The sequence below is a fragment of the Bradyrhizobium sp. in8p8 genome, from assembly GCF_000426845.1.
GTDB lineage: Bacteria > Pseudomonadota > Alphaproteobacteria > Rhizobiales > Xanthobacteraceae > Bradyrhizobium > Bradyrhizobium japonicum_C.
In genome coordinates this window covers 78,919-104,350 of sequence record NZ_AUGD01000004.1, presented here as the reverse complement: position 1 = coordinate 104,350, position 25,432 = coordinate 78,919, and the positions used below count along the sequence as shown (strand labels likewise).

General features: G+C 65.1%; 22 protein-coding genes. 12 read left to right on the top strand and 10 right to left on the bottom strand.

All coding sequences use genetic code 11. From position 1 onward, the window contains the following. Positions 1–136: 136 nt before the first annotated feature. From K408_RS0113050 to K408_RS0113040, 3 genes are all read left to right on the top strand, one after another. Positions 137–1,201 (top strand): acyl-CoA dehydrogenase family protein, encoded by a 1,065-nt coding sequence (locus K408_RS0113050; RefSeq protein WP_024339220.1) that lies wholly within the window; start codon positions 137–139, stop codon positions 1,199–1,201. A 15-nt stretch (positions 1,202–1,216) separates the two neighbouring features. Continuing rightward, entirely contained in the window at positions 1,217–2,377 is a 1,161-nt protein-coding gene (locus K408_RS0113045) for an acyl-CoA dehydrogenase family protein (protein ID WP_024339221.1), read from the top strand. A gap of 184 nt (positions 2,378–2,561) precedes the next feature. Continuing rightward, positions 2,562–3,374, top strand: a complete 813-nt coding sequence (locus K408_RS0113040) for an enoyl-CoA hydratase/isomerase family protein (protein WP_024339222.1) — start codon at positions 2,562–2,564, stop codon at positions 3,372–3,374. A 189-nt stretch (positions 3,375–3,563) separates the two neighbouring features. Here K408_RS0113040 and K408_RS0113035 read toward each other — a convergent pair whose 3' ends face one another. The 3 genes from K408_RS0113035 to K408_RS0113025 form a co-directional block, all read right to left on the bottom strand. Beyond that, the gene (locus K408_RS0113035; RefSeq protein ID WP_024339223.1) at positions 3,564–4,313 is read right to left on the bottom strand and encodes a VOC family protein; all 750 of its coding nucleotides are present in this window, start codon (positions 4,311–4,313) and stop codon (positions 3,564–3,566) included. Between the two features lie 2 nt (positions 4,314–4,315). Further along, positions 4,316–5,107: an enoyl-CoA hydratase gene (locus tag K408_RS0113030; protein WP_024339224.1), complete on the bottom strand. Its 792-nt coding sequence runs from the start codon at positions 5,105–5,107 to the stop codon at positions 4,316–4,318. A gap of 131 nt (positions 5,108–5,238) precedes the next feature. Beyond that, on the bottom strand, positions 5,239–6,444 hold the full coding sequence (locus K408_RS0113025) for an ABC transporter substrate-binding protein (RefSeq protein WP_024339225.1): 1,206 nt from the start codon (positions 6,442–6,444) through the stop codon (positions 5,239–5,241). A gap of 341 nt (positions 6,445–6,785) precedes the next feature. On the opposite strand from K408_RS0113025, the gene K408_RS0113015 reads away from it, so the two are divergent. Beyond that, entirely contained in the window at positions 6,786–7,589 is an 804-nt protein-coding gene (locus K408_RS0113015; RefSeq protein WP_024339226.1) for a thermonuclease family protein, read from the top strand. Between the two features lie 35 nt (positions 7,590–7,624). Beyond that, positions 7,625–9,115, top strand: a complete 1,491-nt coding sequence (locus K408_RS0113010) for a M48 family metalloprotease (RefSeq protein WP_051160665.1) — start codon at positions 7,625–7,627, stop codon at positions 9,113–9,115. A 128-nt stretch (positions 9,116–9,243) separates the two neighbouring features. Here the strand turns inward: K408_RS0113010 and K408_RS0113005 are convergent, their stop codons facing one another. Then, complete coding sequence (locus tag K408_RS0113005) at positions 9,244–10,572, bottom strand: MFS transporter (RefSeq protein WP_024339228.1); 1,329 nt, start codon at positions 10,570–10,572, stop codon at positions 9,244–9,246. A gap of 179 nt (positions 10,573–10,751) precedes the next feature. Here K408_RS0113005 and cyoA point away from each other — a divergent pair, with 179 nt between their 5' ends. Genes cyoA through K408_RS0112970 form a run of 7 tightly spaced genes read left to right on the top strand, consistent with a single transcriptional unit; the run spans position 10,752 to position 17,668 of the window. Beyond that, positions 10,752–11,912 carry a ubiquinol oxidase subunit II gene (gene cyoA / locus K408_RS0113000; RefSeq protein ID WP_024339229.1) on the top strand — a complete coding sequence of 387 codons (1,161 nt, stop codon included), beginning with the start codon at positions 10,752–10,754 and terminating at the stop codon, positions 11,910–11,912. 11 nt (positions 11,913–11,923) lie between these two features. Continuing rightward, the gene (cyoB, locus tag K408_RS0112995) at positions 11,924–13,921 is read left to right on the top strand and encodes a cytochrome o ubiquinol oxidase subunit I (protein WP_024339230.1); all 1,998 of its coding nucleotides are present in this window, start codon (positions 11,924–11,926) and stop codon (positions 13,919–13,921) included. Next, positions 13,922–14,551, top strand: a complete 630-nt coding sequence (gene cyoC, locus K408_RS0112990) for a cytochrome o ubiquinol oxidase subunit III (protein ID WP_024339231.1) — start codon at positions 13,922–13,924, stop codon at positions 14,549–14,551. It begins immediately after the preceding gene. After that, the gene (cyoD, locus tag K408_RS0112985) at positions 14,548–14,928 is read left to right on the top strand and encodes a cytochrome o ubiquinol oxidase subunit IV (protein ID WP_024339232.1); all 381 of its coding nucleotides are present in this window, start codon (positions 14,548–14,550) and stop codon (positions 14,926–14,928) included. Before cyoC ends, cyoD begins: the two co-directional genes overlap by 4 nt. A gap of 32 nt (positions 14,929–14,960) precedes the next feature. Continuing rightward, positions 14,961–15,773, top strand: a complete 813-nt coding sequence (locus tag K408_RS0112980; RefSeq protein WP_245265899.1) for an SURF1 family protein — start codon at positions 14,961–14,963, stop codon at positions 15,771–15,773. After that, positions 15,745–17,145: an ATP-binding protein gene (locus K408_RS0112975; protein WP_024339234.1), complete on the top strand. Its 1,401-nt coding sequence runs from the start codon at positions 15,745–15,747 to the stop codon at positions 17,143–17,145. The genes K408_RS0112980 and K408_RS0112975 overlap by 29 nt, the downstream gene beginning before the upstream one ends. Then, positions 17,135–17,668: a response regulator transcription factor gene (locus tag K408_RS0112970; protein ID WP_024339235.1), complete on the top strand. Its 534-nt coding sequence runs from the start codon at positions 17,135–17,137 to the stop codon at positions 17,666–17,668. The genes K408_RS0112975 and K408_RS0112970 overlap by 11 nt, the downstream gene beginning before the upstream one ends. 33 nt (positions 17,669–17,701) lie before the next feature. On the opposite strand, the gene K408_RS38005 is transcribed toward K408_RS0112970, so the two are convergent. From K408_RS38005 to K408_RS0112940, 6 genes are all read right to left on the bottom strand, one after another. Next, a complete protein-coding gene (locus K408_RS38005) occupies positions 17,702–17,941 on the bottom strand; it encodes a hypothetical protein (RefSeq protein WP_024339236.1) in 240 nt (79 codons plus the stop codon). A gap of 234 nt (positions 17,942–18,175) precedes the next feature. Further along, a complete protein-coding gene (locus K408_RS0112960) occupies positions 18,176–19,003 on the bottom strand; it encodes a CarD family transcriptional regulator (protein WP_080654871.1) in 828 nt (275 codons plus the stop codon). A gap of 344 nt (positions 19,004–19,347) precedes the next feature. Then, positions 19,348–19,686, bottom strand: a complete 339-nt coding sequence (gene fdxA / locus K408_RS0112955; protein ID WP_024339238.1) for a ferredoxin FdxA — start codon at positions 19,684–19,686, stop codon at positions 19,348–19,350. A gap of 132 nt (positions 19,687–19,818) precedes the next feature. Then, positions 19,819–20,070, bottom strand: coding sequence for an RNA-binding S4 domain-containing protein (locus K408_RS0112950; RefSeq protein WP_080654872.1), 252 nt, complete (start codon positions 20,068–20,070; stop codon positions 19,819–19,821). Between the two features lie 21 nt (positions 20,071–20,091). After that, on the bottom strand, positions 20,092–23,526 hold the full coding sequence (locus K408_RS0112945; RefSeq protein WP_024339240.1) for a helicase-related protein: 3,435 nt from the start codon (positions 23,524–23,526) through the stop codon (positions 20,092–20,094). Positions 23,527–24,146: 620 nt separating this feature from the next. Beyond that, a complete protein-coding gene (locus K408_RS0112940) occupies positions 24,147–25,001 on the bottom strand; it encodes a DUF3108 domain-containing protein (RefSeq protein ID WP_196232369.1) in 855 nt (284 codons plus the stop codon). Positions 25,002–25,432 lie beyond the last annotated feature (431 nt).

Below are 25,432 nucleotides of genomic sequence, written 5' to 3'. Positions count from 1 at the left end.
CGCGCCCATGCCCAGGCCGCAGGTTGATCTGCGATCAACGCTTGTCAGGGCCATGGCTTTTTCGGATCATCGGGCGCAAGAAGAGCCTGCGCGCCGCCCGAAGGGGCGCGCCAATGGGCAAAACACGGGGAACGCTGTGGCGGAGAGTGACAATATCGTCGTCGAGACCGCGGAGAAGATCTTCGCCGATCTCGCCGATCCGCAAACCATCAACAACGACAAGAAAGATTCATGGCAGGCGCCGCTGTGGCAGGCGCTGAGCGAAGCCGGCCTGCCGCTGGCCTGGGTGCCCGACGATCTCGGCGGCTCCGCTGCCAGCCTTGCCGATGGCTTTGCCTTGCTGAATGCCGCGGGGCGTTTCGCCGTCGCGGTTCCCCTGGCCGAGACCATGCTGGCAGGCTGGCTGCTGGCGCAGGCGAAGATCGCCTCGCCCGAAGGCGAGATGACGGTGCTGCCGGCCTCACCGAAGGACCGTGTAACGCTCGATGCCGACGGCGCGCTTTCCGGCCGCGCGCGCGGCGTGCCATTTGCCAAGGCGGCGAAGCACTTTGCGGTGCTGGTGCACAGCAAGGACGGCGTTTCCATCGCCCTGGTCGATGCGGCCAAGGTGCGCATCGAGGCGGGCCTCAACGTTGGCTATGACCACAGCGACACCGTGACGCTCGACAGGGTCCAGCCCGTCACCATCAAGCCTGCGCCGAAAGGCCTCGACCAGACCAATCTGATGCTGATGGGCGGCGTTGTACGCAGCCTTCAGATCGCGGGTGCGCTGGAGTCCATGCTCGACATCTCCGTGCGCTATTCCAACGAGCGCGTCGCTTTCGAGAAGAAGATCTCGAAATTCCAGGCCGTGCAGCACAATCTCGCGCGCCTTGCCGGCGAATCCGCCGCAGCGCTGGCCGCTGCAACATCCGCGGCCGACGCCATCGCGAATGCAAAGTCGTTCAACGACGAGGTCTATCTCGAAGCCGCCTCGGCCAAGATCCGCTGCGCCGAAGCCGCGGAGAGAGGCGGCGGCATCGCGCATCAGGTTCACGGCGCCATCGGCTTCACCATGGAGCACATCCTGCACCGTTATTCCCTGCGCGCGCTGGCCTGGCGCGACGATTTCGGCTCGGAAAGCTACTGGGCGGTCGAGCTCGGCAAGCTGGTCGCAAACCGCGGCGCCGACGAATTGTGGCCGCTCGTGGCGTCGCGCTGATCCGGGAGATACACAATGACCGCTGCCCTCCGTTTCGATCCGATCCGCCTCCCCGAGAAGTGCGAGCAATTGCGCAAGGAAGTGCGCGCCTTCCTTGCGGAGGAGATCGCCGCCGGCACCTTCGATCCGCACCAGCCCAACCGCGAAGACACCGATGCGCCGGAATTTTCCCGCCGGGTCGGCGCCAAAGGCTGGCTGGGGATGACCTGGCCGAAGAAATATGGCGGCCAGGAGCGCTCCTTCCTCGAACGCTATGTCGTGACCGAGGAAATGCGTGTCGCCAACGCGCCGACGCGGCGCTTCTTCGTGGCCGATCGTCAGAGCGGACCGGTGCTGCTGAAATATGCGCCCGAGCACATCAAGATGGACATCCTGCCCCGCATCTGCCGCGGCGAGATCTGTTTCGCCATCGGCATGAGCGAGCCGAACTCGGGCTCCGATTTGTTCGCCGCGAAGACGCGCGCGACCAAGACCGACGGCGGCTATCTCATCAACGGCACCAAGATCTGGACCTCGTCGGCGCACATCGCCGACTACATGATCGCGATCTTCCGGACCTCGCCGCCGACCAAGGAGAACCGCCGCCACGGCCTGACCCAATTTCTGGTCAAGATGAAGCAGCCGGGCATCAAGGTGAACCCGATCGGCCAGATCACCGGCCAGTACGAGTTCAACGAAGTCGTCTTCACCGATTACTTCATCCCCGATGATCACGTGCTCGGCGAGGTCGACGGTGCCTGGAAGCAGGCGACGAGCGAGCTCGCCTATGAACGTTCCGGCCCCGAGCGCTTCCTCGAGACCTATTACGTGCTCACCGAGCTCGTCCGCGCGGTCGGCCCCGATCCCGATACACGCAGCGCCGAGGGCATCGGGCGCCTCGTCGCGCAACTCCATACGATGCGGCGCATGTCGGTCTCCGTTGCCGGCATGCTGGAAGCGGGCAAGGAGCCGGTGGTGGAGGCCTCGATCGTCAAGGACATCGGCACCGTCTGGGAGCAGCAGCTGCCGCATCGCGTGCGCGATCTCGCCGCCTTCGTCGAGGAGACCGCGACCAACCGCGAGACCCTGGAGCGGCAGCTCGACTTCGCCATCAAGACCGCGCCGAAACTCACCATCCAGGGCGGCACCACGGAAGTGCTGCGCGGCATCATCGCCCGCGGACTTGGCCTGCGATAGATGGGATCGAAAGCTTCGCCCCGCGCTCCGTCCACCTCTCCCGTCGGGAGAGGTCGGCGCGTAGCGCCGGGTGAGGGGTTAGGGTCCCACGCTAAGCTGATCCCCTCACCCGATCTGCTGGCGCAAATCGACCTCTCCCGATGGGAGAGGTGGTTCTTCGCTACTGAGATACTGGAGACTAAAAATGAGCACCTATAAAGATATCGGCGTCGAGAAGGTCGGGCATGTCGGCACCATCGAGATCCGCCGCCCGCCGCTGAACTTCTTCGACATTTCGCTGATCAACCAGATCGCGGATGCGCTGGAGGAGTTCGACCGCGACATCGAGATCCGCGCTTCCGTTCTCTCCGCGCAGGGCAAGGCGTTCTGCGCCGGCGCCAATTTCGGCGATCCGGCGCGGCAGGCCCAGGAGGCTCAAGAGGCCGAGAAGAAGGGCGATCCGGCCGACAGTCTCGGCCCGATCAACCATCTCTACATCCAGGCCGTCCGCATCTTCCGCGCCAAGAAGCCGATCGTCGCGGCCGTGCAGGGCGCCGCCATTGGCGGCGGTCTGGGCCTGGCCGTCTCGGCGGATTTCCGCGTCACCTGTCCCGAAGCGCGCTTCTCCGCAAACTTCACCAAGCTCGGCTTCCATCCCGGCTTCGGCCTGACCGTGACGCTGCCGGAACTGATCGGCAAGAACAACGCCGAGCTGATGTTCTACACCAGCCGCCGCGTCACCGGCGAAGAGGCGGTGAAGTGGGGCCTCGCCAACGAGCTGGTGCCGCAGGATCAGGTGAAGGCGGCCGCGATGAAGCTCGCTGGCGAGATCGCCGAATGCTCCCCGCTCGGCCTGCTCTCGACTCGCGCCACCATGCGCGCCGGCCTCGCCGACCGCGTCATGGCCGCGACCAACCACGAGCTCGCCGAGCAGACGCGCCTGCGCGCCACGGAAGACTTCAAGGAAGGCGTGAAGGCGACCGAAGAGCGGCGGGTCGCGAACTTCAAGGGACGGTAGCGTCTCTTCTCGCCCCTGTTCCATCCCTGAGCGGCCGCGCCATCGGACCTTGGATCCTGAGGGCGCGGGCTGCACGGCGCACAGCACGTGCAGAGAGTCTCGAAGGATGAACGGCTCCGCCCGCAACGTCGCCCCTGAGACTCGCCGAAGAGGCGAGCGCCTCAGGGTGACGGATAACGATGAAGCGGCTCAAGCAACGCGAAACGTCGCACCGCCCAACAAGAACTCATTTCCGGTCACCGCAACGCCTTTCGCCCGCGCGGCATGCAGCACACGAGCAGCATCGGCGACCCGGAACTCCAGTGCGCTCATGATCTCGCTGCGGCCTTTGACGAAGCGGAAGGTGGCGTTCGGCAGCCTCAGTTCGGCATCGCCACTCGGCGCAACACCGATGATCTTGCCCCAGTGCTCCGCGAGCCCCGCCGGATCCGGGCTTTGCATCTCCACCGCCGTCAGCGCCTGCGTCACATCCTTGCGGATGAATTTCTGCCAGTCCGGTCCCGCCGGCGGATAGGCGCCGAGGATGTCGTCGCTGCCTTCGGTGTGGTTGAATTCGATGAAGGCGGCGCGGCAGTCGCGCGGGTGGAGCTGGACGCCGTGATAGGGCGCATGGTCGATGACATTGGCGGTGCGCACGCCCATCGCGTTGGCGTTGCGGCCGCGCTCGTCGGGATCGTTGCAGCAGAAGATCGCCATGTAGCCGCCGCGGCCGCCGGTCTTCTCGATGAAGCGGCCGGCCGTGGTGCCGTCCTTGAACGGCGCGACCACCTCCAGCAGGATCGTGTCGACCGGGAGCAGCGCATTCTCCAGGCCGTATTTTGCGACATTGCCATCGCGGTAGCAGACCGCAAGGCCCATGATCTCGGCGATGTCCGAGATGACGGGCTCGAGCTGCGGCGCAACCAGGCAGATCTGCCGCAGCCGCATATAGGGCGCCATCGTCATGCGCCCTTGAAGGTGGGCTTGCGCTTCTCGACGAAGGCCTTTGCGGCCTCCTTGTGGTCCTCGGTATCGCCGCAACGGGTGTGATGGATCGCTTCGCCGTCGAAGCAATCCTCCAGCGCCAGATGCTCGGCATTGTTGATGTTGCGCTTGATGAAGCCGAGCGCGATCGACGGGCCCTGCGCCAGCGACAGCGCCAGTTCGTGCGCGGCGGCGTCGATCTCGGCGTCGGGCATCACCTTCGTCACCATGCCGATCGCATGTGCTTCCTTCGCCGTCAGCACCGGCGACATCAGATAGAGCTCGCGCGCCCGGGCGCTGCCGAGCAGCTGCGTCAGGAAATAAGTCCCGCCGTAATCGCCGGAGAAGCCGACCTTGGCGAAGGCCGTGGTGATCTTGCAGGATTCGGAGGCGATGCGCAGGTCACAGGCCAGCGCCATCGACAGCCCCGCGCCGGCCGCCGCACCGTCGAGCTGGGCCACCACCGGCTTCGGCATCTGGTGCAGGATGCGCGAGACCTCCATGCCGCGGCGCAGGTTGGCCATTTTCACTTCGAACGGCAGCGGTGCGCGGCCTGCCGCCATCGACTTGACATCGCCGCCGACACAGAAGGAGCCGCCCGCACCCTTGAACAGCACCGCCCGCACCTCGGGATCGTCGGCTGCGCGTCGTGCCGCTTCGACCAGCCCGACGACCATCTCGGGGTTCAGCGCGTTCTTCCGCTCCGGGCGATTCATCGTGATGGTGAGCAGCCCGCCTTCGAGCTTTTGCAAGACCATGTCGTTGCTCACAGGACGTCTCCCTTGTTTTTTGATTTAGCTCTCACCACGCCGTCATTGCGAGGAGCGAAGCGACGAAGCAGTCCAGACCGTCTCTGCGGAAACGTCTCTGGCTTGCTTCGCTTCGCTCGCAACGACGAGGCTTATTTCTTCACCAGCGGGCAGCGCGACTGCTCCAGCGGCTGGAACGCCTCGGCGCCGGGCACGGTGGCAATCAGCTTGTAGTCATCCCAGCGGCCCTTCGACTCCGAGGGCTTCTTCACCTCGAACAGGTACATGTCGTGAATCATGCGGCCGTCCTCGCGGATCTTGCCATTCTTGGCGAAGAAGTCGTTGATCGGCGTCTCCTTCATCACCTTGATCACGGCCGCGGCGTCGGTGGTGCCGGCCGCCTTCACCGCCTTCAGGTAATGCGTGACCGAGGAATAGACCCCGGCCTGCGCCGAGGTCGGCACCCGCTTGGTGCGCTCCATGAAGCGCTTGGAGAATGCGCGCGTATCGTCGTTGAGGTCCCAGTAGAACGCTTCCGCAAGCAGCAAGCCCTGTGCGGTCTCCAGCCCGATCGAGTCGATATCGGTGACGAAGGCGAGCAACGGCGAGACCTTCTGGCCGCCCTTGGTGATGCCGAACTCCGCCGCCTGCTTGATGGCGTTGATAGTGTCGCCGCCGGCATTGGCGAGCCCGATCACCTTGGCCTTGGAAGCCTGGGCCTGGAGCAGGAAGGACGAGAAATCCGACGTGTTGAGCGGATGGCGCACGCTGCCGAGCACCTTGCCGCCGGTCTTGGTCACGACCGCGCTGGTGTCCTTCTCCAGATCCTGTCCGAAGGCGTAGTCGGCGGTAAGGAAGAACCAGCTGTCAAGGCCCGACTTCACGGCCGCAAGGCCGGTGACGTTGGCCTGACCGTAGGTGTCGAACACGTAGTGGATGGTGTAGGGGCCGCAGGCCTCGTTGGAGAGACGGATCGAGCCCGGACCGTTGAACATGATGATCTTGTTGCGCGCTTTCGCGATCTCGCCGGCGGCGAGCGCGGTCGCGGAGGCCGCCACGTCGTAGATCATCTCGACGCCCTGATTGTCGAGCATGTCGCGGGCGATGTTGGCGGACAGATCGGCCTTGTTGAGATGATCGGCTGCCAGCACCTGGATCTTGCGCCCCAGCACCTCACCGCCGAAATCCTCGACGGCCATCTTGGCCGCGGTCTCGCTGCCGGGACCCGTGATGTCGGCATAGAGGCTCGACATGTCGAGGATGCCGCCGATCTTCAGCGGCGGCTTGTCCTGGGCCTGCGCGGCGCTCGCATTGAGGGCAAACGCGGCGGCAAAAATGCCGGACAAAATCATCTTCATCGAAAACAACCTCCCTTATCGCGCCGTACTCTGATGGCGGCTTGGTATTGCTCTTGGCTATAGCAGATGGGTGTTTGCTATTGCCGCAATCATGCCGCATGCGCAACAGCGCAGCAAGCGCGAGGGGGTTGCGATAGCAGAATTGCCGCGCATGATTTCCGCAAAACGGAATGGCGAGTCGGCCACGAAGGTTTCCACGCGTCATTGCGAGCGCAGCGAAGCAATCCAGGATCTCACGATGGAATGAGTCTGGATTTGCTTCGCTGCGCTCGCAGTGACGGATGTGGGGCAACAGCGAGAGGTCACACAACCGTCTCTTCGCGATCCAGCACGCTTGAGCTATGATCGGCAGACAACGCAACCTCTCCGGTCACGTGACGCCACGGCTTCACCTCATCGTCGCATTTCTGCTCGTGGCCGGACATTGTGCGTTCGCCGCGCCCTGCCAGTTCGAAGCCATCGGCGAGGGCCGCGTTGCGGCGATCATCGATCCGCGCAGCGTGCGCCTCGCTGACGGGCGCGAGGTCCGCCTCGCCGGCATCGAGCCGACGGCGGCCACGAAGCAGGCGCTGGTGTCGCTGCTCGCCGGCCGTGACGTGACGCTGCGGAGTCCCGACGACATGCCCGATCGATACGGCCGCCAGGGCGCGCTGCTGTTCATCGGCGGAAGCGACACGTCGGTGCAGGCCATGCTGCTGGCCCAGGGCGATGCCATGGTCTCCGCCGAAATCGTGGACAGGGACTGCGCGGCAGTCTTGATGGCGTCCGAAGCCGCAGCGCGGCGCCAAAAAATGGGCAGCTGGGCTGACTCGTCGGCCATAAAAAACGCGGAAAGTCCGGACGATATTTTGGCGGAGATCGGGCGCTTTACGGTGGTCGAGGGCAAGGTCCTGTCGGTCCGGCAAGCTGGGGCAATGACCTACCTCAACTTCGGGCGAAACTGGACACGGAGCTTTGCGGCGACTATTTCAAGGCGCACGCTACCGGCATTCGAAAGCGCCGGAATCGCCCTTAAGTCCTTGGAGAATAAACGTATTCGAATTCGAGGCTGGGTCGAAGGGAACACGGGGCCGCGGATCGATATACGCCTCGTGGGACAGGTCGAGTTGCTGGGCGCAAACGAGCCGATAGGGGTAAGGCCTTAGATCAGGCCGGGCACGGGTTAAGCGACGTGAATGGGGTGCTAGAACGGCAGGGACGAGGTGAAGGCCGCCGGCTGCGGGCTGCGCCGGCCGTGCTGTGCCTTGCTCTGGGCACTGCGCTGGCGGGATGCGGCGATATGGGCCGGTTCCACACCGCGGCGACCCCGGCGGCCGTCGTGATGCCCAAGCCGAAGCCCGCAATCGCGCAAACGCCGGCCACCGAGAAGGAGCACGAGCGCATCCTGTCGAGCTATGGCGGGACCTATGACGATCCCAAGCTCGAGGCGCTCGTCAGCAAGACCGTCGACCGGCTGGTTGCGGCCTCCGACCGTCCGGACCAGGGCTACAAGGTCACCATTCTCAATTCCGGCGCGGTGAATGCCTTCGCGTTGCCGAACGGCCAGCTCTACGTCACGCGCGGACTCCTTGCGCTTGCGAGCGACACCTCGGAATTGGCCTCCGTGCTCAGCCACGAGATGGCCCATGTGCTGTCCAAGCATGCGGCGATGCGCGAGGACCAGGCCCGCCAGGCTGCAATCGTCACCCGCGTCGTCACGGACATGAGCAACGATCCCGATCTCACCGCCCTCGCGCTCGCCAAGACCAAGCTCACCATGGCGAGCTTCTCGCGCAAGCAGGAGATCGAGGCCGACGGCATCGGCGTCGGCATCTCCGCCAAGGCGCATTTCGACCCTTATGGAGCGGCGCGCTTCCTCTCCGCGATGGAGCGCAATGCCGAGCTGAAGGCCGGAAAGAACTCGCTCGATCCGCGCGCGCAGGATTTCACCTCCTCGCACCCGGCGACGCCCGAGCGGGTGCAGAACGCGCAGAACATCGCGCGGCAATACACTGCGCCGGAAGGCGCCGAGCGCGACCGCGAGAGCTATCTCGCCGCGGTCGACAACCTCGTCTATGGCGAAGACCCGAGCGAAGGTTTCGTCCGCGGCCGGCGCTTCCTGCATCCGAAGCTCGGCTTCACCTTCCAGGCACCCGAGAATTTCACGCTCGACAACACCGCGCAGGCCGTGATCGGCGTGCGCGAGGGCGGCGCGCAGGCGATGCGCTTCGATGTCGTGCGCGTGCCGGCCGAACAGTCGCTCGGCGAGTACCTGAACTCTGGCTGGATGGATGGCGTCGAGAAGGCCTCGACCGAGGACATCACCATCAACGGTTTTCCGGCGGCATCCGCCACCGCCAAGGGCGACCAGTGGCAGTTCAAGGTCTATGCGCTGCGCTTCGGGAGCGACGTGTACCGTTTCATCTTTGCGACACGGCAGAGGTCGACGGAAAGCGACCGCAATGCGCGCGAGACCGTCAATTCATTCCGCCGCCTGACACTCGACGAGATCCAGGCCGCGCGCCCGCTGCGGATCAAGGTCATCACCGTGCAGCCCGGCGATACCGTGGAATCGCTGTCCCACCGCATGGCCGGCGTCGACCGTCCCGCCGAGCGCTTCCGCGTGCTCAACGGTCTCGAACGCAACGCGCAAGTGAAGGTGCGCGATCGCGTGAAGATCGTGGCGGATTGAGGCTGGCACCAGGCGCACGCCGTGGCCCGGATGGAGCGTAGCGCAATCCGGGATTTGTATCGATGGCCCGTCTGTCCCGGCTTACGCCGATGCTCCATCCGGGCTACGAATCGCGTGCTGCTTGAGCCCTACCGCCCCGTGTCCATATCCCCCTTCTCGCGCTGGCCACTGAGCCAGAGCGCGAGCAAGGTCCAGAACGCGCCCGACAGGAGATACGCACCCGAGGCGATGACGCCGAGATTGGTGGCGAGAAGCAGCGCCACCAGCGGAGCGAAGCCGGCGCCGAACAGCCAGGCCATGTCCGAAGTCAACGCCGAAGCCGTGTAGCGGTACGTCTGCCGGAAGTTCGAGGCGATCGCGCCGGAAGACTGGCCGAAGGACAGGCCGAGCAGGATGAACCCGATCACCATGTAAATGGTCTCGCCGAATGCCCCGGCGTCGAGCAATTGCGGGGCGAAGCCGCTATAGATCGCGATCGCGATCGCCGATCCCATCAGCAGCGACTTGCGGCCGACGCGGTCGGCGATGATGCCGGACGCCACGATCGCGCCGACGCCGAACACGGCGGCCACGATCTCGATGATCAGGAAGCGAACCGGGCTTTCATGGGTGAAGAGGAACACCCAGGACAGCGGAAACACCGTGACCATGTGGAACAGCGCAAAGCTCGCCAGCGGCGCGAATGCGCCGAGCATGATGTTCTGGCCTTCGCGCGCGACGGTCTCGGAGATGCGCGACGGCTGCAATTCGCGACTTTCGAACAGCGAGGCGTATTCTTCCGTCGTCACCATGCGCAGGCGGGCAAACAGCGCCACGACGTTGATGGCGAAGGCGACGAAGAACGGATAGCGCCAGCCCCAGCCGAAGAAATCGTCGGCAGACAGATTGCCGGCAAAATAGGCGAACAGCGCGCTCGCCACGATCAGTCCGAGCGGGGCGCCCAACTGCGGTACCATCGCGTACCAGCCGCGCTGGGAAGGCGGGGCATTCAGCGCCAACAGCGAAGCCATGCCGTCCCAGGCGCCGCCCCAGGCAAGACCTTGTGCGATTCGCGCCAGCGCCAGCAGCCAGATCGCGGCGGCGCCGATCTCCGGATAGCCGGGCAAGAACGCGATCGCGACGGTGGCTGTGCCGAGCAGAAACAGCGCCGAGATCAGCTTGGCGGTCTTGCCGTAACTCCGGTCGATCGTCATGAAGATGACGGTGCCGATCGGCCGGGCCATGAAAGCCAGCGCGAAGATCATGAAAGAATAGAGCGTGCCGGTCAGTTCGCTCGCGAACGGGAATACCAGGCGCGGGAACACGATCACCGAGGCAATCGCGAAGACGAAGAAGTCGAAGAATTCCGAGGTGCGGCCGATGATGACGCCGATGGCGATCTCGCCGGGACTCGCCTGGTCGTGGCCGTGCTCGCCGGTGTGGAGGTCTGCCATTGCGGGGGTCTGTGCCGTCGCCATCCGTGCGCCTTCAACGTCCTGAAAACCAAAGCCGACCGCCCGGCGAGGCCAGGCGATCAGGCCCTGTCTGGTCCAACGCTCCGCACTGCAACATTGGGCAAATTGTCCAATGTCCGGCCTGTTGCGCCGCAGCTACCCGTCGGTCCCGCAAAGGAAACTCATTCTCAAAGGCCCGGCCCGTGTCCCGTCTCAAGATCCTGGCGCTGCTCCCTCTGGCTGCCGCTCTCGGCGGCTGCGACTACGTCGTGCTGGCGCCAGCCGGCGACATCGCCGCCCAGCAGCGCGACCTCGTGATCATCTCGACCGTCCTGATGCTCCTGATCGTGCTGCCCGTGATGGCGCTGACGGTGCTGTTCGCGTGGCGCTACCGCCAGTCCAACACCGACGCTCGCTATGAACCGGATTGGGATCATTCGACCGCTCTCGAGCTGGTGATCTGGTCGGCGCCGCTCCTGATCATCGTCTGCCTGGGCGCGCTGACCTGGATGGGCACGCATCTGCTCGATCCCTATCGCACGCTCGGCCGCATCCATGCCGAGCGCGCCGTGGACCAGTCCAAGGCTCCGCTCGAGGTCGATGTGGTCGCGCTCGATTGGAAGTGGCTCTTTATTTATCCGGGCTACGGCATTGCGACCGTCAACGAGTTGGCCGCGCCGGTCGATCGTCCGATCACCTTCCGCATCACCGCGTCCTCGGTCATGAACTCGTTCTACATCCCCGCGCTCGCCGGCCAGATCTATGCGATGCCGGGCATGGAGACCAAGCTGCACGCGGTCGTCAATCACGCCGGCACCTACAAGGGCTTCTCCGCGAACTACAGCGGCGCCGGCTTCTCCGGCATGCACTTCAACTTCCAGGGCCTGGATGACAGAGGCTTCGACGCCTGGATCGCCAGCGCCAAGTCCGCCGGCGGCACGCTCGGCCGCGCCGAGTATCTCCAGCTCGAAAAGCCCAGTCAGAACGAGCCGGTGCGGCGCTGGGGCACCGTCGATGCCGATCTCTATCGCCTGATCCTCAACATGTGCGTGGAGACCGGCAAGATGTGCCAGAGCGAGATGATGGCGATCGACGCCAGGGGCGGCGCCGGTCATCAGGGCCTCACCAACACCCTGCCGCTGGCCTACGACAAATACGCCCGCCGCGGCACCGCGCTTGGGCCTGAGCCGACCTTCGTCGCCGGCACCTGTACACCCGATGCGCCGCAGGGCAGGACCACCGCCTCGATCGCAGCACCCCTCGATACCGCGCCTCTGCTCGGCGCCGGCCTGAAGCGACCCTCGTTCATGCCGCTCAAATCCTCGTCCTTCTTCCTCGGACAGCGTCCGAAATCAGACTCCTAACGAGATCCCGCATGTCTCCTGATCTTCCCAAGCTCATCTTCGGCCGGCTCACCCTCGAGTCACTGCCGCTGCACGAGCCGATCGTCGTCGGCACTTTCGTGGTGGTCGCGCTCGGCGGCGCCGCGCTGCTCGGCGGCCTCACCTATTTCCGCCTCTGGGGCTATCTCTGGCGCGAGTGGTTCACCACCGTCGACCACAAGCGCATCGGCATCATGTACATGATCCTCGGCATCGTGATGCTGCTGCGCGGCTTCGCCGACGCGCTGATGATGCGCGGCCAGCAGATGCTCGCCTTTGGCGGCTCCGAAGGCTATCTCAATGCCCATCACTACGACCAGATCTTCACCGCTCACGGCGTGATCATGATCTTCTTCGTGGCGATGCCGCTGGTCACCGGCCTGATGAACTACGTCGTGCCGCTGCAGATCGGCGCCCGCGACGTGTCGTTCCCCTTCCTGAACAATTTCAGCTTCTGGATGACGGTCGGCGGTGCGGTGCTGGTGATGGCCTCGCTGTTCATCGGCGAGTTCGCCCGCACCGGCTGGCTGGCCTATCCGCCGCTGTCGAACATCGGCTACAGTCCGGATGTCGGCGTCGACTATTACATATGGGCGCTGCAGATCGCCGGCGTCGGAACGACGTTATCCGGCATCAACCTGATCTGCACCATCGTCAAGCTGCGATGCCCCGGCATGACGATGATGAAGATGCCGGTGTTCACCTGGACCTCGCTCTGCACCAACGTCCTGATCGTCGCCTCCTTCCCGGTCCTGACCGTCGTGCTCGCGCTGCTGTCGCTCGACCGCTACGTCGGCACCAATTTCTTCACGAACGATTTCGGCGGCAGCCCGATGATGTACGTGAACCTGATCTGGATCTGGGGCCACCCAGAGGTCTACATCCTTGTTCTCCCCGCCTTCGGCATCTTCTCGGAGGTCACCTCGACCTTCTCGGGCAAGCGGCTGTTCGGCTACACCTCGATGGTCTACGCCACGGTGGTCATCACCATCCTGTCGTACCTGGTGTGGTTGCACCACTTCTTCACGATGGGCTCGGGCGCCAGCGTCAACTCGTTCTTCGGCATCACCACGATGATCATCTCGATCCCGACGGGCGCGAAGATGTTCAACTGGCTGTTCACGATGTATCGCGGCCGCATCCGCTACGAGTTGCCGATGATGTGGACGGTCGCCTTCATGCTGACCTTCGTGATCGGCGGCATGACCGGCGTGCTGCTCGCGGTGCCTCCGGCCGATTTCGTGCTGCACAACAGCCTGTTCCTGATCGCGCACTTCCACAACGTGATCATCGGCGGCGTGGTGTTCGGTGCGTTCGCCGGCATCAACTACTGGTTCCCGAAGGCCTTCGGCTTCAAGCTCGATCCGTTCTGGGGCAAGATGTCGTTCTGGTTCTGGGTCACCGGGTTCTATCTCGCGTTCATGCCGCTCTATGTGCTCGGCCTGATGGGCGTGACCCGCCGCTTGCGCGTGTTCGACGACCCGTCACTGCAGATCTGGTTCGTCATCGCCGCGGTCGGAGCCCTCTTCATCTTCATCGGCATTCTCTCGATGCTCATGCAGTTCGCGGTCAGCCTGCTCCGGCGCGAGCAGCTCAAGGACGTCACCGGCGATCCCTGGGATGGACGCACGCTGGAATGGGCGACGTCCTCGCCGCCGCCGGACTACAACTTCGCCTTCACCCCCGTCGTTCACGACAACGACGCATGGTGGGACATGAAGCGCCGGGGCTACCAGCGTCCGCTCACCGGGTTCAAGCCGATCCATATGCCGAGCAGCACCGGCACGGGTATCATCATCGCCGGCCTTGCCACCGCGATGGGCTTTGCTCTCGTCTGGTACATGTGGTGGCTGGCAGCGGTGAGCTTCATCGCGATGGTCGCCGTCGGCATCGGCCACACCTTCAACTATCACCGCGACTTCGACATTCCGGCTGAAGACGTCATCCGGACCGAGGACGCGCGCACCAAGCTGCTCGCGGGAGTCAATTGAATGACCGTCGCTGTTCATCCCTCGCAGACCGGCGAGCCGGTTTTCTATCTCGCCGACGAGCACCCGCATCCGGAAGGCTGGAGCACGTCGCTCGGCTTCTGGATCTATCTGATGAGCGACTGCCTCATCTTCGCGATCCTGTTCGCCACCTACGGCGTGCTCGGCGGCAACTATGCGGCCGGACCTGCACCGAAGGACCTGTTCGACCTGAACCTGGTCGCGGTGAACACCTCGATGCTGCTGCTGTCGTCGATCACCTACGGCTTCGCCATGCTGACGATGCAGCAGAACAAGGTCGCACAGACCCAAGCGTGGCTTGCGATCACCGGCCTGTTCGGCTTGGCCTTCATCGGCATCGAGCTCTTTGAATTCGCCCACATGATCCATGAGGGCGCCACGCCCCAGCGCAGCGCCTTCCTGTCGGCCTTCTTCACCCTGGTCGGCACTCACGGCCTGCACGTCTCCTGCGGCCTGATCTGGCTGGTGACGCTGATGGTGCAGGTCCGAAAGTTCGGCCTGATCGAAGCCAACCGCCGCCGCCTGATGTGCCTGTCGATGTTCTGGCACTTTCTCGATGTGGTCTGGATCGGCGTCTTCACCTTCGTCTATCTCCTGGGAGTTCTGCGATGAGCACCGATACGAACGCCGCGCACGCTCACGGCCATCACCACGGCGACGGCCACGCCCACGGCACGTTCTCGAGCTACATGCTCGGTTTCGTGCTCTCGGTCGTGCTCACCGCAATTCCGTTCTGGCTGGTGATGAGCGGCACACTGCCGAGCAAGCAGATCACCGCGCTGGTCATCATGGCTTTCGCCATCGTGCAGATCGTCGTGCACATGATCTATTTCCTGCACATGAACGCGGCCTCCGAGAACGGCTGGACCCTGATGGCGCTGATCTTCACCATCGTGATGGTGGTGATTGCACTGTCCGGATCGCTGTGGGTGATGAGCCACCTGAACAGCAACATGATGCCGATGCACCAGATGAGCGGGATGAAGTGAGCATGACCCGGCCGGCGACGAGCGAGACAGGGATGCACAGCAAGGCTGTGCGTCCGCCCTCCTTGTGGTTCACGGTCCTCTCGCTCACCGCTCTTGTACTCCTGATCGCTCTGGGCGTCTGGCAGATCGAGCGCCGCGCCTGGAAGCTGGCTCTCATCGAACGTGTCGAGCAGCGCGTCCACGCTCCGGCCCAGCCGGTTCCCTCGGCCGCTTCATGGCCCATCATCAGCGCCGCAAACGACGAATACAGGCACGTCGGCCTCAGCGGCCGCTTCCTCCATGACCGCGAGACGCTGGTTCATGCCGTCACCGAGGAAGGCCCCGGCTATTGGGTGCTGACGCCGCTCCAGCGCGATGACGGCACGCAGGTGCTGATCAACCGCGGCTTCGTGCCGTCGGAGCGGCGCGACGCATCGACGCGCAGAGACGGCAATCCGGAGGGCCTGGTCGAGATCACCGGTCTTCTTCGCATCACCGAGCCGAAGGGTGGATTCCTCAGGAACAACGTGCCGCAGCACAACCGCTGGTACTCGCGGGACGTCGCCGCGATCGCGGCCGCGCGGGGTCTCCACGAGGTCGCGCCCTTCTTTGTCGATGCCGACGCCAGATCACAAATCGCTGGCGGGCCGATCGGCGGATTGACCGTGATCCGCTTTCCCAATAACCACCTGATCTACGCGCTGACGTGGTTTGCCCTGGCTTTCATGCTGGCCGGCCGACTGTTCGTCACATTCGGCGGCGGGCTGTTCCGCCGCAAACGCTTCGTCCACGACAAGGCCGGCGGCCCGAATGCCCTCGCCCGCAGGACGGGATCAGATGCTGGAACGATCGCCGAGCCCACCTGACGACGGGAAGACGCTTTCCCAGACGCTTGCGCGCGGCGGGCTGGTCACGCTGCAATCGCAGGCCGATGCGCGTAGCGAGCTGGTCGGGACGGCCCCGACCGATCACGAGACCAACCGCAAGAACATGGCGCTGCTCATCCAGCTGCGCTGGACGGCGGTGGTCGGCCAGATGGTGACCATCGGCGTCGTGCATTTTGGTCTCGGCATCCCGCTGCCTCTGGAACGGATGGGCGCCGTGATCGGCGCCCTGGTGCTGCTCAACGTCTCAAGCCTCGTGTGGGTGCGCCATCGCGCCGCGATCACCAATAACGAGCTGCTGGTCGCGTTGATGCTGGACGTCGCCGCGCTGACCGCGCAGCTCTACCTCTCCGGCGGCGCCACCAATCCCTTCACCTCGCTGTTCCTGCTCCAGGTCACGCTGGGCGCGGTGCTGCTCGATTCCCGCTCGACCTGGTCGCTGGTCGCCCTGACCTGCGCAAGCTTCGTCTGGCTGACATTGGCCTACCGCCCGCTCGATCTGCCGCCCAATCCCTTGAGCGAGACCTATAGTCTCACCGTGCTTGGCATGCTCCTGGGCTTCGTGCTCAACGCCGTGCTGCTGGTGGTCTTCGTCACCCGCATCAACAGGAATTTGCGCGAGCGTGACGCCAATCTGGCAGCGCTGCGCCAGCATGCCGCCGAGCAGGATCATATCGTGCGCATGGGCCTGCTCGCCTCCGGAGCGGCGCACGAGCTCGGCACGCCGCTCGCCTCGCTCTCGGTGATCCTCAGCGACTGGCGGCGCATGCCGGATCTCGCCGCCGATCAGGAGCTCGCCGAAGACCTTGCGGAGATGGAAACCTCGCTGCAGCGCTGCAAGTCGATCGTCACGGGGATCCTGGTCTCGGCGGGCGAAGCACGCGGCGAGGGCTCCTCGCCGACGACGGTGACAGCGTTCGTGACTGCGCTGGTCGAGGAGTGGCGCGACGCGCGCTCGGCCCGCACGCTCTACTTCGTCAACACCTTCGGCGAGGACGTCGCGATCGTCTCCGACGTCGCGCTGAAGCAGGTGATCTTCAACGTGCTCGACAACGCCTATGAGGTCTCGCGCGATTGGGTCGAGCTCGTGGCCGAGCGCGAGGACGACAATCTGGTGCTGTCGATCAGCGACCGCGGCGCCGGCTTTGCGCCGGAAATGCTCGCGCAGCTGGGAAAGCCCTACCAATCGAGCAAGGGCCGCACCGGCGGCGGCCTCGGCCTGTTCCTGGTCGTGAACGTGGTACGCAAGCTAGGTGGCACCGTGACCGCCAAGAACCACAGGAAGCGCGGGGCCACGGTGCGCCTGACGTTGCCGCTCGCAACGCTCGCGATCGGAGGGAATTTTGACGGCTGACCGTTCGCTCATCGTCGTCGAGGACGACGCCGGCTTTGCACGCACGCTGAAGCGCTCCTTTGAACGCCGAGGCTACGAGGTCGTGCTCGCCGCCTCGATCGAGGAGGTACGACAGGTGCTGGAGCAACGCTCCTTCAGCCATGCCGTGGTCGACCTCAAGCTGGGAGGAGCCTCGGGCCTCGCCTGCGTCGAGCTGCTGCACGCACACGATCCGGACATGCTGATCGTGGTGCTGACCGGTTTCGCCAGCATCTCCACCGCCGTCGAGGCGATCAAGCTGGGCGCCTGCCACTATCTCGCAAAGCCGTCGAACACCGACGACATCGAGGCTGCCTTCCACAAGGCCGAGGGCAATGCCGAGGTCGCCCTCGATGCGCGGCCCACTTCGATCAAGACGCTGGAATGGGAACGGATCCACCAGACGCTGATCGAAACGGAATTCAACATCTCGGAAACGGCTCGGCGGCTCGGGATGCACCGACGGACGCTCGCGAGAAAGCTCGAGAAGCGTCCGGTGAAGTAGGCGTGGCGCGATGCAGCCGCCTGCCGGTCACGATCAGCGACCGCCCGGAAGAAACTCTCTCTTGCAGATCGCGATGTTCTTGTCCCGTCCGGGATAGTTGGGCCCGAACGCCCCCATATATTTCAGGCAGTCCATGTATTTTCGATTGCCCATCCAGCTGTAGTCCGGGCCGAAAGCGCCTGCAGCGGCGGGCGAGTACGAGGCGGAGACTGCCAGCAGGCCGATTCCGACGGTGGCTGCAAAGGCGGACATAGCGAAACGAGGAAACTTCATGACCCTTCTCCCTTGGCTTGTGCGGCCGGGACATCCAGCGCGTGGCGGCACTCTGGATGAAAGCGAGACGGGAGAAAGTGTCCGGCGTCACACAACGCGGCCGGACGGCGACGGTGCAGTTCTTCATTGAGGCGAACGGCAGGCCAGCGGCCGCTCGAAGCGCCCCCTCCATCAATAAAAAGCCCGGCCAAGCGGCCGGGCTTTTGATCTGTTGCGGTCGAGGCAGCGAGGGGCTTACGCCGCCTCGTCGGCGACGGTGGTGTCGTCGCCATCGGTATCATCGGCATCGCCCTCGGCATCCGTGTCACCCTCGCCATCGGCGGCTTCCGCCTTGGCGTTGGCGCGACGCGGGCTCTTGGCGAGCTGGGCCTCGATCTCCTTGACCGCTTCGGTCTCGGTCGAGTGCTGCACCACCGCGATCTCGCGGGACAGACGGTCGAGCGCTGCCTCATAGAGCTGGCGTTCGCTGTAGGACTGCTCCGGCTGCGATTCCGAGCGGTAGAGATCACGCACGACTTCCGCGATCGCGACGATGTCGCCCGAATTGATCTTCGCTTCGTACTCCTGGGCACGGCGCGACCACATGGTCCGCTTGACGCGGGCGCGGCCCTTGAGCGTCTCCAGCGCCTTCTTGACCAGCGCCGGATCGGACAACTTGCGCATGCCGACATTGGCGACCTTGGCGGTCGGAACGCGCAGCGTCATCTTGTCCTTGATGAAGTTGATGACGAACAGCTCAAGCTTGGCCCCGGCGATCTCCTGCTCCTCGATGGCGAGGATCTGGCCGACGCCGTGAGCGGGATAGACGACGAATTCGTTGGCCTTGAAGCCCTGACGCTGGGTCACGACCTTCTTTTCCTCGACCTTCGGCGCGGCAGCGGGCTTGGTGACGGCGGGCGCCTTGGCAGGCGCAGCAGCAACAGGGGCCTTCGTCGCGGGCTTGGCAGCGGGAGCCTTGGCAGTCACGGGCTTGGCGGCAGCAGACTTCGCAGCGGCAGGCTTGGCGGCAGCAGGCTTGGCAGCGGTCGCTTTCGCGGCCGGTTTGGCAGTCTTGTTAGGCATTGCGCTTCTTTTGTTCTTCGAGGACTTTGCAGCCGGCGCCTTCGTCGCGGTCCGACCCTTGGATGCGCTACGGCTGGCCGCGGCGACTTTTTTGGCCTCCTTATGGGAAGCCCTCGCTGAAGTACTCTTTTTACGCGTTTTCTGTGACACAGCCTGCGCGCGGAAACTGCCACGCCCCTGTTCGACATTTGGTTTTCACGGGAACCCAGAGGGGCCAACGGGCTGACGGGGTTCGGCTTAATGTGCCCAATATAGCACATTTCCCGCAAAAATCAATGATTTAGGGGTCTTCAGGGCTGGTTTTCGGCGGAAGGGCCGCTATTAGGGTTAAGTTTGGGCCCGAATTAATCGCCGGAGCCCGGGTTCGGAGAAAAATATTTCTCGAACTTGCCCTCCATGCCGTCGAACTCCTTGGCGTCAGCAGGCGATTCTTTCTTCTGGGTGATGTTCGGCCAGCTCTTGGCGTACTCGGCATTGACCCCGAGCCACTTTTCCAGGCCCGGTTCCGTATCCGGCTTGATGGCGTCGGCAGGGCATTCCGGCTCGCACACGCCGCAATCGATGCACTCGTCGGGGTGGATGACGAGCATGTTGTCGCCCTCGTAGAAGCAATCGACCGGGCAGACCTCGACGCAGTCGGTGTACTTGCACTTGATGCAGTTTTCAGTGACGACGTAAGTCATCCAACGCTCCGAAAAGCTCTTTCAAAAGTCGCGGCTTGCGTAGCGCGGATGGCCCGGCGCCGCAAGATCGGGAAGGCCCGATCATGACGGCTTTGTGCGCTTGATCGACCAAGAAATGAATAAGAAGCGCAATTAATTGCGCGTCCCGAGCTCCTCATAGAGGACCCGCGCCGAGGCCGCATCGCCGCGGCGTTCGTTGAAGGCGATGACCTTCAGGACGCGGACGGTGCGATCGAGCGCGATGGTGAGGACGTCGCCGGCCTTGATCGCATGCCCGGGCGATGTCTCGCGCGCGCCGTTGACGCGGACGTGGCCGGTGACGACGAGCTCAGCGGCCGAGCTGCGCGCCTTCACCACACGGGCGTGCCACAGCCATTTGTCGATGCGCTGCCGCTCGGTCGTGGGCTACTCCTTCCGCCCCGAGAGCTGCTCCTTCAACGCGGCGAGCTTGGCGAAGGGCGAGTTCGGATCAGCCGGACGATCGCGCTCGCGCGGGTTCGCGCTCGAGGCGTAGGGACGCAGCGACGGACCGCCCTGGCGATCGCGCCCCTTGTCGCGGTCGCGGCCGCGATGCTCGCGGCCCTTGTCACGATCGCCGCCGAATTTGCCCTTGTTGTCGCGGTTGCGATCGCGATCCTTGTTGTCGCGATCCTTGCCCTGGAAGCTGCGATTGCGGTCGTCGCGGCGATCGCCGCCCTCGCCACCTTCGCGCCCCTTGCGGAAGTCCTTGCGATGTCCGCCATGGCGATGGCCCGGCTTCGCGCCTTCGGCCGCTTCACCGGGCGCGGCGCTCGCCGCACCGGGTGCAGCTCCAGTCTCAGCACCCGGCTGTGTGCGCGGCTGGTTGTGGTGACGCTGATGGCGATGGCGCTCGTGGCGCGGCTTGCGATCCTCGTGACGGCCGGCGGGACGCCAGACTTCGACGAGTTCGGGCTCTGCGGGCGCGGCCGGAGCCTCGGGCGCAGCAGCGTCGGGCGATGCGGCAGCTTCAACCGCGGCAGTCTCGGCAGCAGCGGCTTCGAGCCCGGCAGCCTCGGTGGACGCAGGAGCCTCTTCGGCCGGCGGCGCTATGCCGGGGGCATCTTCGGGCGTGACGGGAGCCTCGGGAGCCGCTTCGAGCGCCGGCTCCTCTTGAGCGGGCTCGTCGCGCGGCTCCATTCCGGGCGCGTCTTCGACCGTAACGGCTTCGACAGCGGCTTCGGTCGCGGGAGTCGTTTCCGCCGGCAGGCCGGCAACGGCCTCTGCCGCAGTCTCGGTCGAGGTCTCCGCGCTGCCTTCGACCGGCGGCGTCTCGGCCGCGACCGTCTCTGTAGCAACCGTTTCGGTAGCAACCGTCTCGGCCACGACAGGCTTCGGCGGCAGCGGCGGACGCTTCTCCATGCGATAGCCGAGCGCGCGCAGCACCGAGGCGAAGTCCTCGCCGGCCGAGCCGGTGAGCGAGGTCATCGCCTGTGTGACGACGAAGCTGCGGCCGTCGAACGCGCCGGCCGGCTTTTCGCCGGGCGAATTCTCGCGCCAGGCCAGCGCCGGGCGGATCAGATCGGCCAGCCGCTCCAGGATGTCGACGCGAACGGCGCGTTCGCCGGCCTGCTTGTAGCCGAGCACGCGATAGGCGTCGCGCGGCAGAGCCTTGTCGACCGGAAACGAGGTGCGGCCCGACGATGCCAGATGCTGCGCGCCCGAGAGCGCGGAGAGATCGACATTGTCCTGCTTCAGCGCCCACAACAGCGCTGCGAGCGCACGCGCGGCGGGCTTGAGCAGGCCGGGGAAATAGATGTGATAGGCGCCGAAGCGGACGCCGTATTTGCGCAACACGGCGCGCGAGGGCTGGTCGAGATCCTTCAGCTCGTTCGCGATCTTGGGCCGCTCCAGCACGCCGAGCGCCTCGACCAGCTGATAGGCGATGCCGCGGGCGATGCCGGTGACGTCCTCGGCCTTCGACAGCTCGAACATCGGCCCGAGCAGCTTCTCGATATGCGTCTTGAGCCAGAGCTCGAGCCGCGCCTGCACCTTGTCGCGAGGGGGACCGGTCAGGCGCTCGTCGGAGATGATGCGGATGCGCGGATGCAGCGCCTCGTCTGCGGCAGACAGTCGCGCCACGGCATCGCCGGTCCAGCGGATGATGCCTTCGGAGGTCAGCACGAACTGCTCGTCCGGGGCATTGCCCAGCTTTTCGGCGCGGGCGTTGATCTCGCCGGCGAGCACGGCTTGCGCTGCAGCCTGCAAGGCTTTCGCATCGGAGCCGGCTTCCGCCGCATCCGGTGCAAAGGTGAAGCCGTCGAGGCGGCCGATGACATGGCCTTCGACGATGACTTCGCCGGTCTTGCCGATTTCAGTATTCAAGCTCGTGTTCTCCCGCAGGCGGCGCATCAATACACTGGTCCGGCGATCAACGAAACGCTCAGTCAAGCGTTCATGGAGCGCATCCGATAATTTATTTTCGACTTCCCGCGTGATCCCCTGCCAGCGCTCGGGGTCTCTCAGCCAGTCCGGGCGGTTGGCCACGAAGGTCCAGGTGCGGATCTGCGCGATTCGGGCCGACAGCGTGTCGATGTCGCCGTCGATGCGGTCGGCCTGGGTGACCTGGGCCTCGAACCAGGAATCGGGGATGCATCCCTTCTGCATCAGGAAGCCGTACAGCGTCGTCACCAGCTCGGCATGGGCGGCCGGCGACAGCTTGCGATAGTCCGGGACCTGGCAGGCTTCCCACAGCCGCTCCACCGCAACCTTGCCATGCGCGATATCGCGCACCTCGCCGTCGCGGGCGGCGTGATCGAGCACGCGCATGTCCTCGGCGATCGGCGCGCGCGTCAGCGCCTCGTGGCCGGGAGCGAGGTTGAGCGACACCTGGAGCGCGCCGAGCGAGGAGAAATCCAGCCTGGCGTTGCGCCATTGCAGCACCTTCACGGGATCGAAGGTGTGGTTCTGCAGCGCGTTGACGAGCTCGGGCTCGAACGGCGCGCAGCGGCCCGTGGTGCCGAACGTGCCGTTGCGGGTGGCGCGGCCGGCGCGGCCGGCGATCTGCGCGAATTCGGACGGCGTGAGCCGGCGGAACTGGTAGCCGTCGAACTTGCGGTCGGAGGCGAAGGCGACGTGGTCGACGTCGAGATTGAGGCCCATGCCGACGGCGTCGGTGGCGACGAGATAATCGACGTCGCCGTTCTGGAACATCGCGACCTGCGCATTGCGCGTGCGCGGGCTGAGCGAGCCCAGCACCACGGCGGCGCCGCCGTGCTGGCGCCGGATCAGTTCGGCGATGGCGTAGACTTCATCGGCCGAGAACGCGACGATGGCGGTGCGGCGCGGCTGGCGCGTGATCTTGCGGTCGCCGGCGAATTCGAGCTGCGACAGCCGGGGCCGCGTGATCATGGAGACGCCCGGCAGCAGCCGCTCGATGATCGGCCGCATCGTGGCGGCCCCCAGCAGCAGCGTCTCGTCGCGGCCGCGGCGGTTGAGGATGCGATCGGTGAAGACGTGGCCGCGTTCGAGATCGGCGGCGATCTGCACCTCGTCGACGGCGAGGAAGGAGACGTCGAGGTCGCGCGGCATCGCCTCGACCGTCGAGACCCAATAGCGCGGGTTCTTCGGCTTGATCTTCTCTTCGCCGGTGACGAGCGCGACGCTGGCTTCACCGGCCCTGGCGGCGATCTTGTTGTAGACCTCGCGCGCGAGCAGGCGCAGCGGCAGGCCGATCATGCCGGAGGGATGCGCGAGCATCCGCTCGATGGCGAGATGGGTCTTGCCGGTGTTGGTCGGCCCGAGCACCGCGGTGACGCCCGCGCCAGGCACTCGATCGTGAAGGGCGCGCTCGGAAGCGAAGGGGGAGGAGGAAAAAGCCATGTGTGGGGATTAGGTAGTGCCGATTTGGGCGAATGTCAGTGCTGGATGGGGCGGTGTGGGGGCTTGGCAGTGTCAGCCATGCCGCCGAACGCCGGGCGGCCAGCCACGCGCTCCGCTGTCATGCCCCGGTGTGGGAACGCCCATCCCCCGAACCCCGCGCAACTGTTTCACTTTGCGACGCTTTTCCCGTTCGCTTTAAGCTTCGGAACGACTCTAGAACGAATCGCGGCCGAATCGCTGACTCCCGATTGAGTCCTGTTCCGTTCCCGCAACATGTCGCGGGACTCGCAATGGTTGCGCACTAGATGGAGTTTTGCGCAGGCGCACAAGCGGGCGAGACCGTTAAAACTGGGGACGGCCCCGAGTCGAATCAGAATCGGGCAGGAGTCAAATGGATTCCCGGCGCGCCATGCGCGGGCTTGGTCCGCCTCCATCGTCTTCGAAGCGGATGGATGGCCGGCCTTCCCAACCCATTTTGCAAAACAACCCCATGCACAGTAGGCAAGTCCTTGAAATCATTGGGGCCCGCTTCCGGACCCGATTTCGTTCGCCATTCCGTGGCGCGCCCCACTGGCGCGAGGCCGGAGTGACGCCGAGAGAGAGGGAGCTGCGCAGCGCGCCTACTGCGTCTTGGCGACGCGCGGAGGCTGGGCGGAGGTGACGAAGCTGGTGGCTTCCAGCATGGCCGGCCCCAGCGGCGTCGGCACCTTCAGCCAGAACGGGACCAGGATGCGCGTGCCGGCGATGGGGGCGAACGCGATCTCCATGTTGCGCTGGGCGGCGAGGTACTTGATCACGGGGCGATCGGGGATGTAGCCGGCGATCGGCACGAAATAGATCGAGCAGACCACGACCGGGCCCTTGTAGCCCTTTTCCGCCTTGACCGTGTCCATGCGCTTGAAATCGAGCTTGAGTTCGTAGCGCATGCGGCCGTCGAACACCGGCGCCGCGTTGCGGCAGGCTTCCGGCGAGACGGGATCGCCATTGCCGGGCACGCGCAGCAGCGAGGCGGTCATGGGGTCCCAGACGCCGCGGCGATGCGCCTCGGTGACGACGATGCGGTCAGGATCGACCGGCGGCTCCGGCAGGATGGAGAAATCCTTCACATTGCCCTTGTCGAGGGTGATGCGGATTTCCTCGGTCTTCTTCTGGGTGGTGGTGGAGGCCTGGTAGCCGGTCGCGACCAGCGCGCCATTGACGACGCGCCCCTGGCTGGCGCCGGTGCCGGCCCCGCCGGTGAACGACTTGAGCAGCCCCGAGGTGCCGCCGGAGGCGGCCGCCGAGAACACGTCGTCCTGGATATCGATGTTCCAGGCGCCCTTGCCGACGGGAATGCCGGCCAGCGAGGCCTCATATTGCGCCTCGAGCTTGCCCTGCGCCGCCGCCGGCGCCGCGCCGAACGCCAGGCCGAACCCGAGGCCCAGCGCGCAAAGCGCCACCAGCCTGCCGGCAAAACGCGGACGGACCGGGCGCAGCTCTTGCGCAAAATGAGGCGTTGTCGGCACGAAACAATCCAATCGGAGCGCGATACGCTGTTACTTAAGCCAAAAACCGCGGCAAGCAATGTAGTCGGGCCCGAAAGGGCCGGGAACTCCACTGCACTCATCAAGCGCGAATACGCCCTTTATGTGATGGTAAGGCGCGACAAACATTGCCGTTTTGATGATGGGGCGGCTGCCGCGGGCTCCTACCTCTCCCGCTCTCTCCGACGTCATGCCCCGGCTCGATCGGGGCATCCAGTACGGCGCGGCTCCTCTGGCCAGCCGCGCCGCCTCGGCGTAGTGGATCGCCCGGTCAAGCCCGGGCGATGACACCAGGGTGGCGGCACGAAAACCCGCGTCCCAACAGCCCCGAAAACTTGACGCAACGCCCCTTCCCCCCTATACGTCCGCCCGCTCCCTGCAAG